The 16,184-nt window shown below is 64.4% G+C and carries 18 protein-coding genes; 10 read left to right on the top strand and 8 right to left on the bottom strand.

Annotated features, from left to right (window positions below):
• Positions 1-135: 135 nt before the first annotated feature.
• On the top strand, positions 136-927 hold the full coding sequence (gene pssA / locus J5J83_RS22255) for a CDP-diacylglycerol--serine O-phosphatidyltransferase (RefSeq protein ID WP_212352451.1): 792 nt from the start codon (positions 136-138) through the stop codon (positions 925-927).
• A gap of 164 nt (positions 928-1,091) precedes the next feature.
• On the opposite strand, the gene J5J83_RS22250 is transcribed toward pssA, so the two are convergent.
• Genes J5J83_RS22250 through J5J83_RS22240 form a run of 3 tightly spaced genes read right to left on the bottom strand, consistent with a single transcriptional unit; the run spans position 1,092 to position 3,486 of the window.
• A complete protein-coding gene (locus J5J83_RS22250; protein WP_212352449.1) occupies positions 1,092-2,468 on the bottom strand; it encodes a sensor histidine kinase in 1,377 nt (458 codons plus the stop codon).
• A complete protein-coding gene (locus J5J83_RS22245) occupies positions 2,465-3,127 on the bottom strand; it encodes a response regulator transcription factor (RefSeq protein ID WP_212352447.1) in 663 nt (220 codons plus the stop codon). The genes J5J83_RS22250 and J5J83_RS22245 overlap by 4 nt, the downstream gene beginning before the upstream one ends.
• A complete protein-coding gene (locus tag J5J83_RS22240) occupies positions 3,127-3,486 on the bottom strand; it encodes a PepSY domain-containing protein (protein ID WP_212352445.1) in 360 nt (119 codons plus the stop codon). Before J5J83_RS22240 ends, J5J83_RS22245 begins: the two co-directional genes overlap by 1 nt.
• Before the next feature lie 176 nt (positions 3,487-3,662).
• Between J5J83_RS22240 and J5J83_RS22235 the strand changes: the two genes are divergently transcribed.
• The 4 genes from J5J83_RS22235 (at position 3,663) to J5J83_RS22220 (ending at position 7,802) form a co-directional block, all read left to right on the top strand.
• The gene (locus tag J5J83_RS22235) at positions 3,663-4,082 is read left to right on the top strand and encodes a DUF1924 domain-containing protein (RefSeq protein WP_212352443.1); all 420 of its coding nucleotides are present in this window, start codon (positions 3,663-3,665) and stop codon (positions 4,080-4,082) included.
• Positions 4,083-4,097: 15 nt separating this feature from the next.
• Positions 4,098-4,592 carry a diheme cytochrome c gene (locus J5J83_RS22230; RefSeq protein ID WP_212352440.1) on the top strand — a complete coding sequence of 165 codons (495 nt, stop codon included), beginning with the start codon at positions 4,098-4,100 and terminating at the stop codon, positions 4,590-4,592.
• Between the two features lie 68 nt (positions 4,593-4,660).
• Positions 4,661-5,983, top strand: coding sequence for a ferric reductase-like transmembrane domain-containing protein (locus J5J83_RS22225; RefSeq protein WP_212352438.1), 1,323 nt, complete (start codon positions 4,661-4,663; stop codon positions 5,981-5,983).
• Positions 5,984-6,266: 283 nt separating this feature from the next.
• Complete coding sequence (locus J5J83_RS22220) at positions 6,267-7,802, top strand: 2-isopropylmalate synthase (RefSeq protein WP_212352436.1); 1,536 nt, start codon at positions 6,267-6,269, stop codon at positions 7,800-7,802.
• A 28-nt stretch (positions 7,803-7,830) separates the two neighbouring features.
• Here J5J83_RS22220 and J5J83_RS22215 read toward each other — a convergent pair whose 3' ends face one another.
• Both J5J83_RS22215 and wrbA read right to left on the bottom strand, forming a co-directional pair.
• Positions 7,831-8,184, bottom strand: a complete 354-nt coding sequence (locus J5J83_RS22215) for a DUF2069 domain-containing protein (RefSeq protein WP_212352434.1) — start codon at positions 8,182-8,184, stop codon at positions 7,831-7,833.
• Positions 8,181-8,780: an NAD(P)H:quinone oxidoreductase gene (gene wrbA, locus J5J83_RS22210; protein ID WP_212352432.1), complete on the bottom strand. Its 600-nt coding sequence runs from the start codon at positions 8,778-8,780 to the stop codon at positions 8,181-8,183. Before wrbA ends, J5J83_RS22215 begins: the two co-directional genes overlap by 4 nt.
• A gap of 70 nt (positions 8,781-8,850) precedes the next feature.
• Between wrbA and J5J83_RS22205 the strand changes: the two genes are divergently transcribed.
• Positions 8,851-10,089, top strand: a complete 1,239-nt coding sequence (locus J5J83_RS22205) for a YihY family inner membrane protein (RefSeq protein ID WP_212352430.1) — start codon at positions 8,851-8,853, stop codon at positions 10,087-10,089.
• Here J5J83_RS22205 and J5J83_RS22200 read toward each other — a convergent pair.
• On the bottom strand, positions 10,077-11,597 hold the full coding sequence (locus J5J83_RS22200) for a hypothetical protein (protein ID WP_212352420.1): 1,521 nt from the start codon (positions 11,595-11,597) through the stop codon (positions 10,077-10,079). The genes J5J83_RS22205 and J5J83_RS22200 overlap by 13 nt on opposite strands.
• 197 nt (positions 11,598-11,794) lie before the next feature.
• On the opposite strand from J5J83_RS22200, the gene rpsP reads away from it, so the two are divergent.
• The 4 genes from rpsP (at position 11,795) to rplS (ending at position 13,842) form a co-directional block, all read left to right on the top strand.
• A complete protein-coding gene (gene rpsP, locus J5J83_RS22195) occupies positions 11,795-12,043 on the top strand; it encodes a 30S ribosomal protein S16 (protein WP_212352418.1) in 249 nt (82 codons plus the stop codon).
• 19 nt (positions 12,044-12,062) lie between these two features.
• On the top strand, positions 12,063-12,569 hold the full coding sequence (gene rimM / locus J5J83_RS22190) for a ribosome maturation factor RimM (protein WP_212352416.1): 507 nt from the start codon (positions 12,063-12,065) through the stop codon (positions 12,567-12,569).
• On the top strand, positions 12,569-13,363 hold the full coding sequence (gene trmD, locus J5J83_RS22185) for a tRNA (guanosine(37)-N1)-methyltransferase TrmD (RefSeq protein ID WP_212353601.1): 795 nt from the start codon (positions 12,569-12,571) through the stop codon (positions 13,361-13,363). Before rimM ends, trmD begins: the two co-directional genes overlap by 1 nt.
• 86 nt (positions 13,364-13,449) lie before the next feature.
• Positions 13,450-13,842 carry a 50S ribosomal protein L19 gene (gene rplS / locus J5J83_RS22180; RefSeq protein ID WP_212352408.1) on the top strand — a complete coding sequence of 131 codons (393 nt, stop codon included), beginning with the start codon at positions 13,450-13,452 and terminating at the stop codon, positions 13,840-13,842.
• A gap of 124 nt (positions 13,843-13,966) precedes the next feature.
• Here rplS and lptG read toward each other — a convergent pair whose 3' ends face one another.
• Entirely contained in the window at positions 13,967-15,043 is a 1,077-nt protein-coding gene (gene lptG / locus J5J83_RS22175; protein ID WP_212352406.1) for an LPS export ABC transporter permease LptG, read from the bottom strand.
• Positions 15,040-16,119, bottom strand: a complete 1,080-nt coding sequence (lptF, locus tag J5J83_RS22170) for an LPS export ABC transporter permease LptF (RefSeq protein ID WP_212352404.1) — start codon at positions 16,117-16,119, stop codon at positions 15,040-15,042. Before lptF ends, lptG begins: the two co-directional genes overlap by 4 nt.
• Positions 16,120-16,184: the final 65 nt, after the last annotated feature.

Genomic DNA, 16,184 nt, shown 5'->3' with positions numbered 1-16,184 from the left:
CCAGGCGCTCGAATGCGCCCGTCCACCTGCCGGCGGGCGGATGACAAATCACCCATCTGCCGAGCGAAACGTGCCCGATAGGCTAGAATCTGGCATTCTCTCAAGTCGGCTTTACACGTGGACCACACAGACCGCATGCCTCTGATCACCCCCGAGAAGCGCCGCCGCGGCATCTACATCCTGCCCAACCTGTTCACCACTGCCGCACTGTTTGCGGGTTTCTTTGCCATCGTGCAGGCAATGAACCAGCGTTTCGAAGTTGCCGCAGTCGCCATCTTCATTGCCATGGTGCTCGACGGGCTGGACGGTCGCATCGCCCGCCTGACGCATACCCAGAGCGAATTCGGCGCCGAGTACGACTCGCTCTCCGACATGGTTTCCTTCGGTGCTGCGCCCGCGCTGGTGGTCTATGAGTGGGCACTCAAGGACATGGGCAAACTCGGCTGGATTGCCGCCTTCATCTATTGCGCCGGCGCCGCGTTGCGCCTGGCACGCTTCAATACCAACATCGAAGTCGTCGACAAACGCTACTTCCAGGGCCTGCCCAGCCCGGCCGCGGCCGCGCTGGTGGCCGGCCTCGTGTGGGTGGTAATCGATCACGGTCTGGCCGGGACCGACGTGCGCTGGTATGCCTGCATTCTTACCATGTTCGCCGGCATTTCCATGGTGAGCAATGTGCTGTTCTGGAGCGGCAAGAGCATCAACTTGCGCAAGAGCGTGCCCTTTATTGTGCTGATCGCGCTGGTGATGGCATTTGCGCTGATTTCCAGCTACCCGCCGGGCGTATTGTTCGGCCTGTTCGTGGTCTATGCTCTGTCGGGCTACGTGATGTACGCGATCCGCTGGCGAAACCGCCGGCTCCGTGCCAACGCACGCGCAGCAGAAGCCGAACGGGACGTGCCGCCTTCGGATTCGCCGCAAGCCTGATTTTCCCGCCACCACCGTGCGCACATGTCACTGCCGGACGACAGGCGCATCTGCTGCGGGCCCGGGCATGGCACCGCTGGGTGGGGCGGTTTCTCCAGCTCGGGTTCATCCTGAGCGTGCCAGCTGCAAGGATTGCGGGCCTTTGACAGGCCCGCCCGAGCGGATCAAGCGGCTGGCAGACTGAGCGTGACGTGCAACCCGCCCCGTGGCGATACGTCGAGGCTCACTTCTCCCCCATAGAGGCGGGCCAGGTCATTCACGATTGCCAGCCCCAGCCCGGAGCCCGGCACCTCTTCATCGGCACGAATGCCGCGTGCGAAAACCGCCTCCCTCGCCTCGGGCGCCAGACCGGGTCCATCATCGTCGATCGTGACGAGCAGCGTCTGGTCTCGCAGCGACACGCTCACATCAACCCGTGATTTCGCCCACTTACAGGCATTGTCCAGCAGATTGCCGAGCATCTCCTGCAAGTCCTGCTCCTCTCCACGAAACACCGCTTGGCTGCCTGGCTCCTGCCAGTCGATCGCCAACCGTTTTTCCGGATGCAGACGGTCCATCACGCGCAGCAGGGCCTCGAGCGCCGGACGCAGGGGCGTGCGCACACCGGGCACCTGCACTGCGGCAGCCGCGCGTGCCCGCGCCAGGTGGTAATCGACCTGGCGGCGAGCAGTGGCCACCTGCTCCACGACGAGGCCAGCCAGCGGACTGTCATCCTGCGCGGCCGCATTGGCCAGGATGGCAAGCGGGGTCTTTACTGCGTGGGCGAGATTGCCCGCCTGCGTGCGCGCGCGCATGACAACTTCAGCATCGCGACGCAGCACTGCATTGAATTCATCGACCAATGGCCGGACCTCGGATGGAAATCGTCCCTCGAGCGCAGCGCTGCGACCGTCACGCACCGAAGCCAGGCCATCGCGTAAACGCCTGAGGGGTGCCAGCCCCGCCCAGACCTGGATGAACACCACTGCGACCAGGCCGGCGGCCAGAATGCACAGTGCGAGCGCGAGGATGCCGATGAATTCACGTACCGGTCCGAGCGTCGTCTGCTGATCGGCAGCAACGATCAGTCGCAGCGGCAGATCCGGGTGATCCACCGGACGCACGAGCCGCTCCATCATCACCAACACGGCGCCATCAGGCCCGCCAATGCGGTGGACATGGACCTGACCGTCGTCCGGCCGATCCGGTGGTACCGCCAAGGCGGTGTCCCACAGCGAGCGCGAGCGCAACAGGCCGACGCCCTGCTCCCCCGGGCCATCGACCTGCCAGTACAGACCGGAATAGGGTTTGCGCAATCTCGGATCGCTCAGCTCCGACAGCAGCCGGGCGCGGTGCGCTTCACCGATGTCCACGCTGGCCGCAAGCTGGTCGAGGTGCATCCGCAACTCGGCTTCCAGACGGGCCGACACATGCTCGCGAAACAGGTCTGCCAGAAACACCCCCGACACCGTGAGGGTGACGAAGATCCACAGCAGGCTGCCCGCAAGCAGGCGAAAGCGCAGCGAACCCGCCGCCAGCAGTCCGGGCCGCGCCAGCTTCATTGCACGGCCACCAGGCGGTAGCCAAGGCCGCGTACGGTTTCGATCGCACCGGGCGGCAGCTTCTTGCGCAACCGGCCGATGAAAACTTCGATGGTATTCGAGTCGCGATCGAAATCCTGCTCGTAGATATGCTCGTTGAGATCGGTGCGCGACACCACTTCGCCCTGGTGATGCATCAGGTAGGACAGCACGCGAAACTCGTGACTGGTCAGGATCACGGGTTGCCCGTTCAGGCTGACGCGTCCGGCCCGGGTATCGAGCGCCAGTGCGCCGCAGGTCAGCGTGGCGCTCGCATGTCCGCCTGCGCGCCGGATCAGCGCCCTGACCCGCGCCAGCAGTTCTTCCATGTGGAAGGGCTTGGTGAGGTAATCGTCGGCACCGGCGTCGATGCCGGCAACTTTCTCGTGCCAGCCATCGCGCGCGGTCAGGATCAGCACCGGCACCGCGATCTTCGCGGCGCGCCACTTGCCGAGCACGGTGATCCCGTCCATGCGCGGCAAGCCCAGGTCGAGCACGACAGCATCGAAGGCCTCGACCGATCCGAGAAAGTGGGCGTCCTCTCCATTGTCCGCCGCGACCACGGCATAGCCGGCAGCGCCGAGTGCCTGCCGGAGTTGCTGTGCCAGCGTGGGCTCATCTTCGACCACGAGAATGCGCATCAGCGCGCTCCTTCCGTTCCGTGCGGGGCACTCCCGCGGCGCCCGCGCACCGACAGTACCCTTCCATCGCGGGCGTCCACCTTCACCCGCAGCATGTTTCCATCATTGCGCAGCAGCTTGAGCTCGTACTGCCAGCGCCCGTCATCCTGTTCGAGTTCGATTTCGATGATCTGCCCCGCCTGCTCCCGCTCCACCCGTTCGATGATACCGCGCAGGGGCATGACCTCGCCGGCCTCGAGTGCGCGACGGGCGCGATCGTGATCATGCCCGTCGTCGGCCCACAGCGGCCGGGCGGGCACGGCGAGCACTGCCGCCAGGACAAGTGACAACACGGGCAGTCGAAGCAGATAAGGCAGCATGGGCAGGCGTCTCCTTGGCCGGGGCGTCGAGCGCGCGCCGCGCGGTCGGCTGCGGGCGGCGGTTTCCTCCTTATACCGCCTTAAAGCTGAATCCGCGATGAACACCCGCTTCAGACTGCATTCAGCCGGCTCAACGCATGATGGCGCCATCCTTCATCGTCCCCGCGAGGTCAGACATGCCCGGCCACCGACTCACCCCGTTTGTCGCACTGTTTTCGCTGCTCCTGCCTTTCACCGCATCTGCGGGGCCGCGTGAGGATCTGCTCGCCGGATATGCCGACGCTGCACGCGCCGCCGATGCCGCATTCACCACCTTCTCCGCCGCGCGCGGTGAAAAGCTCTACCGCGACCGTCATGCCGGCGGCAAACCCGATACCCCCTCCTGCACATCCTGTCATGCCGACAACCCGCGTCAGTCCGGTCGGACCCTGACCGGAAAGGCCATCGACCCGGTCGCCGTTTCGGTCAGCCCAAGCCGCTATACGGAGCCGGCGAAAGTCGAAAAGTGGTTCAAGCGCAACTGCAGGGAAGTCCTCGGCCGCGAATGCACAGCGACCGAAAAGGGTGACTGGATCACCTGGATGATCAGCCAGTAACACGAGGAGTACACCATGAACCATCCGATCCGCCCGCTCGTGTCCGCAGTGCTGATTCTCGGCGTCAGCGCCTTTACGCTGGCTGGCGCAATCGCCGACGGCGGACACTACTATCCGCCCGTGACGGACAAGACGACTGCCGAAGAGTGCGGCAGTTGTCATATGGCTTTCCCGCCGTCGATGCTGCCGGCGGCATCGTGGAAGAAAATGATGGGCGAACTCGATCGGCATTTCGGCGATGACGCCAGCGTCGACGCGGCGACCGCCGACCTCATCACCCGCTACCTGACGTCCAATGCCGGTGACAGCAGCGGCCTGCGCTTCAGTGGCAAACTGCTGCGCGATATCGCACCGGGTGCGGCACCGCAACGCATTACCGAGCTGCCGCGCTGGAAACGCGAGCACAGGGAGATCAGCAAGGCGGAGTGGAACGATCCAAAGGTCAAGACCAAAGCGAACTGCGCCGCGTGCCATGACGGCGCCGCCCAGGGGTATTTCGACGACGACTGACGCGAGGTCGTATCGTGCCGCAGCCGCCATTGCCGGCTGCGGGCTTCGCCGACCAACCGGGAACTGCCATGAAACGCATTCTGATCCCCTTCCTGAGCATCGTGACGTTCGCCTGGCTCGGCGCACTCATCGCCACACCGGCACCCGCTGGCGCCACCACGGCGTGGATGCTGCGCCAACAGGCCCTCTACCTCACCGGCCTGTGGTCCATCTCGCTGATGTCCCTGATCATGGTGCTCGCCACCCGCCCGACCTGGCTCGAGGCGCCGCTGGGCGGCATGGATCAGGTCTATCGCCTCCACAAGCAGGCCGGCATCCTCGCCGTGGCCTTCGCCGCAGCCCACTGGTTGATCGAGATGTCGGACGACATTCTCAAGGCGGTATTCGGGCGCGAAGGCCGGATCTTCAACGATCGCAACGGCGGCTTCCTCGCGATGATGCAGGATGTCGGCGAGGAACTCGGCGAATGGGCGATCTACGCCCTGCTGGCCATGCTCGCAATCACCTTATGGCGCCGCTTCCCCTATCACATCTGGCGCTACGCCCATCATGCAATGCCGGTGCTGTACCTGATGCTGGTCGTCCATGCGGTCTTCCTCGCGCCTGCGACCTGGTGGGCCGCGCCGGTCGGATGGATGAGTGCCGCGCTCATGCTCGCTGGATCGACGGCCGGCATGATGTCGCTCGCCGGTCGGATCGGGCGCAAGCGCCGGGTCAGCGGCAGCATCGAATCAGTCCGGGACTGCGGCGGGGGCGTCACCGAAGTGCGATGCCTGCTGGCGCCGCAATGGCAGGGGCATCGCGCGGGCCAGTTCGCCTTTGTCAGCTTCGATGACATCGAGGGCGCCCACCCGTTCACCATTGCCTGCGCCGATCGGGGCGACCGTCGCATAGAATTCCAGATCAAGGCCCTGGGCGACTATACCCGTCAGCTGGGCACCGGCCTCCGCCCAGGACAGACAGTCAGTGTCGAAGGGCCCTACGGCCGCTTCGATTATCGCCGTGCATCCCCCAGGGCGCAGCAGATCTGGGTGGCGGGCGGCATCGGGATCACCCCCTTCCTCGCCTGGCTCGAATCCCTGCTCGCCGCTCCGGCAAAGGCGCCGCAGGCCGCGCTCTACTACTGCACCCGCTGCAGCGACAGCGACCCCTTCGTGCCCAGGCTGCAGGCCATGTGCGCCAGGCTGCCATCCATTCAGCTGCATGTCGTCAGTGCAGACCGCGACGCGCCACTGACCGCCGATCAACTGCACCAACATCACAGAGCAACCCGCCGCACCGAACTGTGGTTCTGCGGTCCGCGCCCGTTTGCCGATGCCCTGCGCGAAGGCATGGCCACGCTCGGGATGGGGGACGTGCGCTTCCATCAGGAAGCTTTCGAGATGCGCTGATCACCCTCACCCCGGGTACCTGCCCCCCGGCGGCTCGCGCCGCCGGGCAGACCCGGCTTGCCATGACGCAAAGCGCTGATTTATAGTGCCAGCCATGAATACCGAACGCGACCTCCACGCCTTGTCGCTTCGCCTCCTGCCGGCGGGTGCACTGCTGTGCGCCCGACTGCTGCGCCCCGCGCGCTAAAATCATACCCCCTCCCTTCGTGCCACACCCCGCTGCCCGCACCCCGTGCCGGTAGCCGAGCCGTTTACGCAAACCGCATTCTTGCTGGAGCCGACCATGAAAGACGCCTTGATAATTTTCGATACCACCTTGCGCGACGGCGAACAGAGTCCGGGCGCGTCGATGACCCGTGACGAGAAACTGCGTATCGCGCGCCAGCTGGAGCGGATGCGGGTCGACGTGATCGAGGCCGGCTTCGCCGCCGCCTCCAATGGTGACTTCGAAGCCGTACGCGCGATTGCGGAAGTCATCAAGGACTCAACGGTATGTTCGCTCGCCCGCGCCAACGAGAACGATATCCGCCGCTCGGGCGAGGCCATCCGGCCCGCGGCGCGCGGCCGCATACACACCTTCATCGCCACCAGCCCGATTCACATGGAGAAGAAGCTGCGCATGACGCCCGACCAGGTGGTCGAGCAGGCAGTGAAGTCCATCGCCTGGGCACGTGAATACACCGATGACGTCGAGTTTTCCGCCGAAGATGCCGGGCGCTCCGAGATCGACTTCCTGGTGCGCATTTTCGATGCCGTGATCAAGGCCGGTGCGAAGACCATCAACGTACCCGACACCGTCGGCTACAACGTGCCCGAGCAATACGCAGCCACGCTCCGCACCCTGATCGAACGCGTGCCGGACGCCGACAAGGTGATCTGGTCGGTTCACTGCCACAACGACCTCGGCCTCGCGGTATCGAACTCGCTCGCTGCGGTCATGGCCGGCGCACGCCAGGTCGAATGCACCATCAACGGCCTGGGCGAGCGTGCGGGCAATGCGTCGCTCGAAGAGATCGTGATGGCAGTGCGCACGCGCGCCGATGTGTTTCCGGTCGAGACCCGCATCGATGCTACGCAGATCGTGCCGGCCTCGCGCCTGGTGTCGCAGATCACCGGTTATCCGGTACAGCCCAACAAAGCCATCGTCGGCGCCAACGCCTTCGCGCACGAATCCGGCATTCACCAGGACGGCGTGCTCAAGCATCGTGAAACCTACGAAATCATGCGCGCAGAGGACGTGGGCTGGGGCACGAACAAACTGGTCCTGGGCAAGCACTCGGGACGCAATGCATTCCGCGCCCGGCTGCAGGAACTCGGCATCGAGATGACCTCGGAGGAACACCTCAACCTGGCCTTTGCGCGCTTCAAGGAGCTCGCCGACAAGAAGCACGAGATCTTCGACCAGGACTTGCAGGCCCTGGCCAGCGACGAGGCCATCACCCCCGCCATCGAGCATTATCGGCTGGTGTCGACCCGCTTCCATTCCGAAACCGGTGAAATTCCGCAGGCGGAAATCACCCTCACGGCAGGTGGACACGAGACCCACAGCAAATCCACGGGGTCCGGTCCGGTCGATGCCGCGTTCAAGGCCATCGAGTCGGTTGCCGCCAGCGGGTCGGAGCTGCTGCTGTATTCGGTCAATGCCATTACCACCGGCACCGATGCCCAGGGCGAAGTCACCGTGCGCCTGTCGCGCGACGGCCGCATCGTCAACGGCCAGGGGGCCGACACCGACATCATCGTGGCGTCGGCGAAGGCCTACCTGAACGCGCTCAACAAGCTCCACGCCGGCGGCGAGAAGCTCAACCCGCAAGTCTGACCTTGCGCGCCTCGCGGCAACAGCCGGTTCAGTCCTGCCGTTGCCGCGACGGCGCGGTATTGCGCGCGTAGAACATGGTCGTCAGGAACAGCACCACCGACAGCAGCGCCTCGATCAGCGCCAGCGTACCGGTCAGGCCGGGATCGCTCGCACGCAGCACGCCCTCGGTGAGGTAGAGCAGGGTCAGCATCGACAGCCACTGATAGGTGTAGCGCCTGCCCCGCAGGACGCCGAACACGGCGCCCATCAGCGGCAGTACCTTGAGCATCATCCACGAGCCACCGGGTCGCAGCGGCGCCAGCCACACCTCCCACAGCACGCACAGCGCGATCAGCGCCAGCAGCACCACGCTCGACACGATCGACAACACGCGCGGGCTCATTGCGCCACCGCCAGTTTGCGCGCGACCGTCGCAAGCCGGCGGCCCTGGGCCTGCGCCAGCACGATCTCTTCTTCGCTCAGCAGGGCAATGCCGTCGGTGCCGGCGACATGCGTCACCCCGTAAGGCGTACCACCGCTTCGGGTCCGGTTCAATGCCGCCTCCGTATAGGGCAGGCCGACGAGAACCATGCCGTGATGCAGCAATGGCAACATCATCGACAGCAAGGTCGACTCCTGCCCCCCGTGCTGACTCGCACTCGAGGAGAACACGCAAGCCGGCTTGCCCGCCAGCGTCCCATTGACCCACTCGCTCGCCAGCCCGTCCAGGAAGTACTTCATCGGCGCCGCCATGTTGCCGAAACGGGTGGGACTGCCCAATGCCAGTCCGACGCAGGCCTCGAGATCGCACGCTTCGACGTAGGGCGGTCCGTCCGCAGGAATGTCGGCTTCGACCGCTTCGCACAGCGCAGACACCTTCGGCACCGTACGCACGCGCGCCGCCACGCCAGGCACCTGGTGAATACCGCGCACGATCTGCTCCGCCAGCGCGCGAACCGAACCGCGATGACTGTAGTACAACACGAGGATTTCCTGCATGACGAACCGAAGTGGATAGAATGCGCGGATTATACCTGCCCACCCCGCCGGCTCCGCCCGCTCAATCCACATGACGCTGCAGTCATTCCGCGATTTCGCCGCGCTATTCGCGGCGCGCTTCAGCGCAACGCGCTGCCCGCAGGTTGCCAGCAGCCTCGCCTTTACCACGCTGCTGGCACTGGTGCCGCTGGTCACGGTCACGCTTTCGGCCTTCGGCAGCCTGCCGGGCATGGACCAGCTCGGCGCCTCACTGAAGATCTTCCTGCTCGAGAACCTCCTGCCGGACCGTGCCGGCAAGATCATCACCACTTACGCCATACAGTTTTCGCAGAAAGCGGCGCGCATGACGCTGATCGGAACCGGCCTGCTGGCCATCACCTCACTGATGCTGCTGGCCACCATCGAACGTGTATTCAACCTCATCTGGGGCGTAAGAAAACCACGACCGATGCTGCTGCGCATCACCGTCTACTGGTTCATGCTGACACTCGGACCGGCCATTCTCGGTGGCAGCGTGTTCGCCACCGGCTATCTGGTGAGCACCTCGATGCAGTGGTCTGCCCACCTGCCCTGGATCGCAGAGCTCGCCGCGCGCGTGCTGCCACCACTGCTGCTGGGGGCACTGTTCAGCTTCCTGTACTACGCCGTCCCCAACCACCCGATCCGCCCCCTGCATGCGATCTGCGGCGGCCTGTCCGCTGCGGTGGTATTTTTCCTGATGCAGCGCGCCTTCGGCATGTTCCTGGTGCAGTTTCCCACCTACACCCTGATCTACGGCACATTCGCCGTGCTCCCGATCTTCCTCGTCTGGCTCTACCTGTCGTGGATCGTCATCCTGCTCGGCGCGCTGGTGGCGGCCACGCTGCCCGCCTTTCTCGAGCGCAGCCGGCACACGCCCAGCTTTCCGGGAAGCGAGGCCTGGAAGGCCATTGGCATACTGCTGCAACTGGCCATTGCCCAGCAGTCCGGGCGCACGACCGGCTTCACGCAGCTGCGCGAGCAGGTCGGGATAGCGGAGCCGGAAGCCGAGTCGCTACTGGGTAAACTGGCCGAGAGTGGCTGGGCCACTCGCGCAGAGAACGGTGAATGGGTGCTGACTCAGACACCGGACCGGATTCAGGTGAACGCCATCATTCGCCGCTTTGCACTGGATGACATTGCCTGGCAGGCGGCGTCGAACGGCAAGCTCGGTGCGCTTGCCCGGCGCATCGGACACAGCATGCAGCTGGACGGCGAAACGATCGCCAGCGTCCTGGTCCAGACACAGCAGGATCCACACACGCCGGGCGCGCCCGATCAGATCGGATAAGGGTCGACTTCGTAGCGCAGGAGCTCGATGTTCGCGGTCTGCATGTCGAGCCCGAGCACGCGACCCTGCGCCACATACAGACGCTCAGCGTCATGTACCAGCACGAAGCGCCGCGATACGTAGGTGCCGGCGCCGGTCACCAGAGCCTGGTGCTGTCTGACCAGTGCCAGCGGCGGCAACATCAGCGCCGGCGACAGCGCCCTGACCTCACTGCCGCGAAACCCGACCATCACCGACGTGAATCCCTGCGACACGACCTGCAGCCCCAGCTCGACCTGGTCGGGCTTTTCCGTGCGAATCCAGCGCACGACACACACCGACCACCCCAGCGTCGACTCCCGCCGCAGCGCAAGGAGCATTCCGGCCGAGAGCGCGGCATCGATTCCGCCAACACAGAGAATGGCATAGCCGCCAGGACTCTCGTTGAACACCATCCACTCCGACACCTTGTCGCTGCCACCGCGGCCCACTTCCCAGATCGTCTTCAGGCCGGCGCAGACCTGCACCGTGTATTGATGCTTGCGCCGCGGTTGCGTACGCTGCGGCGGTGAAACCCAGCGCTCGCGCAAGCGGCGCAGCAAGGAGAGCAGTTCAACCGGCGTCAAACCCTCGGGCAAGCCCGACACCTCGGGGTCGAGCAATTCGCCATCGCGCTCCATGCCGACGATCTCGGCCTCGAGCACGCGCTCTTCGAGCCATTCGATCTGCTCGCCCATGCGCCGCGCGAGATCCTGGGGGCTGAAGTACATCCCCTGTCGTCCCGGCGGCGCGCCGTGCCGGGCCACCGACGCCGGCGGCAGGTCCTGCTCCGGGTCGATCCAGTACGCCGCGTTGTCGGGCTGAATGGGCTGCGCCGACAGCGATGCATTGGCAGCGGCACATTCGAGATAGTCGAACAGCCACTGCACCTCGCGTGCGGTCAGGCTCTCGTACTGACTGACCGCGATCGTGAGAAGGCGCCGATACTGGGTGTTCAGCATGCGCACACCGGGTTCGTCGGCCCCCTCCTCTGGCAACTCGCCTGCGCCGGACACGAGCCACAACTGATGGGCAAGTCGCCAGAAACCGGCCGGCACCGCCGCACCCGCCATCGCAGTCAGGGCACAAGCCTCGCCGAGCAGGTCCAGCGCCTTGCCACACAATCCCACCATCTCGTCGCGTCGCGCCGGCAACCAGCTCCGCCGCAATTCGACGACCAGTGCGCGATAATGCTCGCCGATGACCAGCAGACTCCCGATAAGCGCCATCGCCGGCTGATGAATCTCGCGATCGAGCGGCAGGCTGGCCGTCAGCAGCCGGGGACGGAACCGACCGCAGATATCCTTCGCCCGTCCCTGCAGCTGCACGAGCACCGCCTCGCGGTGCGCCACGGACAGGCCGGCATCCCCCGCCACCGCCTCGTGCCGGCGAAACGCCTCGAGATCGGCAACGGGGTTGTCGTCAGGCTCGGCCGCCAGCCACGCCAATGCGGCGTCCAGGGGTTCGGAAGACTGCTCAGATTCAAACATCGGCGGTGACTGTGGATGCAATGTTCCTCCATTCTATTCAAGTTTTCGCGAGAACACGGGACCGCCGTGCTCGCTTCCTGCCCCGTACTCCCCGGGACAGGACATGCCAGCCTGAAAACTCACATCGACCTTGCCGTATCAAGCTTTTTGCCCTACAATCGTGCGCTTTTCGTCTCTACCGATCTCAGGATACTCAGATGGTCGTCATTCGCCTTGCCCGTGGTGGCGCCAAAAAGCGCCCGTTCTACAACATCGTTGCTGCCGATTCGCGTAACCGTCGTGACGGTCGCTTCATCGAGCGCGTCGGTTTCTACAATCCGGTCGCTTCCGGCGCCGAGAAAGCACTCGTCGTCAATACCGAGCGCCTCGCATACTGGGCCGAAAACGGCGCCCAGATGTCGCCGACGGTCGCCCGTCTGGTGAAGCAGTCCGCCAAGGCTGCCTGAACGTCAGGCCGCTCAAAGCATGATTGTACTGGGGCGCATTGTCGCCCCTTTCGGCGTTCAAGGCTGGCTCAAAATCCATCCCTTCGGCGATGATCCGCTGTCGTGGCGGAGCATGCCGAACTGGTGGATCGCAACCGACCCCGATGCGCCGGCCGAAGCCTGGTCGCCGCGCAAGCTGCGTGGCTGCCGGATGCACGGCAAAGGACTGGTCGCAAGCATCGAAGGGGTGGATGACCGCAACGCGGCCGAAGCCATCGAAGGCTGGTACATCGGCGCCCCCCGTGAGGCGTTGCCGAAGCCGGATGCGGACGAATACTATTGGGGCGACCTGGTCGGGCTCACGGTCAGCAACGAAGCCGGTGAATCTCTCGGCACCGTCAGCGGCCTGATCTCCACGGGCGCCCATGACGTACTGCAGGTGCAGGAAGGTGACGACGAGCGCTTGATTCCTTTCGTTGCCGCCTACGTACTCGATGTGGACCTGGCAAACCGGACGATCCGGGTAGCCTGGGAAAAAGACTGGTGATCGAGGCATACGGCGCGCCGCGCCGCTATGACGTGATCACGCTGTTCCCGGAGATGTTCGCCGCCCTCACCGGCAGCGGCATCACGCGCCGGGCGCTGGATCGCGAGCTGTACCGGATTGCGTTTCACAGTCCGCGGGATTTTGCCACCGACGCCCATCGCACGGTGGATGACCGGCCTTATGGTGGCGGACCGGGAATGGTCATGATGCCCTTTCCGCTGGAGCGGAGCATCGATCAGGCCCGGCAGCAGCAGATCGAGACCCACGGCAACGCGGGCCCGGTCATCTATCTGTCGCCGCAAGGGCGCACGCTGACACACGGCCGGGTGATGGAACTGGCCCGGGCACCCGCCCTTACGCTGTTGTGCGGGCGCTACGAAGGGGTCGATCAGCGTTTGATCGACCGCTGCGTCGATGAGGAGATCTCGCTCGGCGATTTCGTCCTCTCCGGTGGGGAATTGCCGGCAATGGTACTGCTCGACGCCATCGTGCGTCAGTTGCCGGGGGCATTGAACGACGCCGATTCGGCGGTGGAGGATTCCTTCGCCGACGGCCTGCTGGACTGTCCGCATTACACGCGGCCAGAAGTGTATGAGAATGACAAGGTGCCGGATGTACTGTTGTCCGGCAACCATGCCTTGATTCGTCGCTGGCGACTCAAGCAGTCACTGGGCCGCACCTGGCTGCGCCGGCCCGAACTGCTCGCAGCGCGGACGATGAGCAAGGACGAATTGTGCCTGCTTGAGGAATTCAAGCGGGAGCAAGCCGAGGCGGAAGACCGGGCGACCGGCTGATGCTTCCATGACAAACCGCATGCATCAGGTGGCGACCTGCTCTGCATGTCAGGCCAAAGGCCACTAGACGAGATGGAGTTTTACACATGAACCTGATTCAGCAACTCGAGCAGGAAGAGCTCGCCCGCCTGTCCGAAGGCAAGACTTTCCCCGCATTTGCCCCCGGCGACACCGTCGTGGTGCAAGTGAAGGTCAAGGAAGGCACCCGCGAGCGTCTGCAGGCTTACGAAGGCGTCGTCATTGCCAAGCGTAACCGCGGCCTCAACTCCGCCTTCATCGTGCGCAAGATCTCCTCTGGCGAGGGTGTCGAGCGTACGTTCCAGCTCTACTCCCCGCTGATCGCCTCGATCGAACTCAAGCGCCGCGGTGATGTTCGTCGCGCCAAGCTGTACTACCTGCGCCAGCGTTCGGGCAAGTCGGCACGGATCAAGGAAAAGCTGGACTACAAGTCGGCAGCAGCAAAGAAGCATCAAGGCTGATATCCCTCTCGGAATCGCACGAAAAACGGACCCTCGGGTCCGTTTTTTTGTGGTCCGCACCGCACCACCTCTGCACTGCCGCCGACCTGGCGAACGCCACCGGCACCCAGGAACGGCCGACGATCTAACGCCGCTCCACGGAGTACAGCATCACCGCTGCAGCGATGAGGAAGAGCGCACTCGGCGTCAGCGCCGCCAACGCCGGCGACCAGGAATTGATCACGCCGAGATTGGAGAACAGGCCGTTGAGCAGATGGAAGCCGACCCCCATCATCACGCCCAGGAACACCTTCACACTGACGCCGCCCATGCGGTCATGGGTGAATGCAAACGGCAGTGCCAGCGCAATCATCACCAGTGCCGCGAACGGATAGACGAGCTTCTTCCACAGCGCAATCTCGTAGCGCTCGGCGTTCTGTTGATTGTCGCGCAGGTGCCGCACGAAGGCCCACAGGTTGCCCACCGACATCCGCTCGGGCACGACCATCAGCACGCTGAGCACCTCGGGGGTGAGTTCAGAGTGCCAGATGAACTCGGGCTGCACCTCCACCGTGGTTCGGTCGCCAAGGAAACGCGTCTGCACCACGTTCGTCAGGCGCCAGAACCCTTCCCGGACATATTCACCCCGGTCGGCCTCGCTGATCGCCGCCAGTGACGTGTCATCGTCGAAGCTGTAGATCCGCACTTTTTCCATTGTCCGATCCGGCAACAAGGTGCGCACGTTCACCACCAGACGCCCGTCCTTGACCCACAAGCCCGAGTGCAGCTTCTGCGAAACAGTCGAATTGGTCGCCGTCAGGCGCCACTGTTGCGCGGCGCTTTCGGCCGGCGGCGCAATGTACTCACCGAAAACGAAGGTCAGCACGACAAACACGCTGCCGATCAAACCCAGTACTCGCAGCATGCGCGAGGTCGACAGCCCGGACGCACGCATGACGGTGATCTCGGAATGGCGCGCAAGCGTGGTCAGGGCATAGAGCGAGCCGATCAGTACCGCCACCGGCAACAGTTCATACACCCGCCCCGGCTGGATCATCGCCACATAGACCATGGCGTGATACAGCATGTAGCCGTCCTTGCCGACACTGTCGAGTTCATTGACGAAATCGAAGAACGCAAACAGGCCGAGAAAAGCCACCAGCACGATCGCCGTCGCGCCGTAGATCTCGCGCGCAAGGTAGCGGGTCAGGATCCGGCTCATGCGCGCGCCCGCCAGAATGGCGTCATCGCCAGACGTCGATAGAACATGACTGCAATCAACCCCAGCACGACGACATGCGGCAGGATCACGGCCAACTCGAAGCGTAGCCGCCCCTGCGCCACCCACGCCTGACACACCGTGATCACATTGCTGTAGATGAGGTAGGTGAACAGGGCCAGCAACAGGTTGTTGGTGCGCCCGGCGCGCGGATTGACAAAAGACAGCGGAATCGCCAGCAAGGCCAGAAGCAGCGCCGCGACAGGGATGCCGATGCGTCCGGCGAGCTCACCCAGATTGCGCGGAGTCCGCTCCTGCAGCAGTTCGAGCGTGGACCTCGTCCGCACCTTGGCCGGCCCCGCGGCGACCTGTGGCGACTCGATCTGCACCTGGTAACGATCGAAGGACATCACCCTGTACTCGGGCGTACCAGGCTTACCATCGTAACGCCGCCCCTTTTCCAGGATCACGTAGCGATTGCCATCTTCATCATTGCGAATGAAGCCCTCGGCCGCCGCAATCACGCTCAGGGTGGCGCCCGACTCCTCGCTGACGAAGACATTGCGCACCCGGCCATCCTCGCCCGCACCGACTTCGACGAAGAACACCCGGCGTGCGCCGGACGATTCACGAAACACCCCGGGCGCGACACGCGTCGTGTCATCCCGACTGTCGAGGCGCTCGCGGTATTCCGCGTTCTTGAGCTGCGCCCATGGCCCGAGAAACAGTGTCACCCCGCCAATGACCAGCGCCAGCGGCACGGCAAAGCGCAGCACCGGCCTGATCCACGCCGTCAGAGGCACACCCGCGGCGAACCACACCACCATTTCTGAATCGCGATAGCTGCGCGACAAGGACAGCAATACCGCGATGAAGAGTGTCAGCGTGAGTACGATCGGCAGTTCGGTCAGTGCGCCGAAACCGATCAGCGCCAGCACCGCATCGGGCGGCACGCTGCCGCCCGCCGCCTGACCGAGAAGCCGGATCAGCACGGTAGTGATGAGGATCGCAAACAGCGCGACAAACACGGCCGCTGCGGCGTAGGAGAATTCCCGCTGAAGGGCGCGGCGGAAGATCATCGCACCAAAATTGAACCAATATGCGTTTTGGGGAGGTTTTCAGCTGTTTTTGACGGGCTTGCCGG

The sequence above is a fragment of the Azoarcus sp. L1K30 genome, assembly GCF_018122735.1.
Taxonomy (GTDB): Bacteria; Pseudomonadota; Gammaproteobacteria; order Burkholderiales; family Rhodocyclaceae; genus Parazoarcus.
Note: the sequence above shows the minus strand (reverse complement) of the source record. Positions and strands in the feature narration are given on the sequence as shown.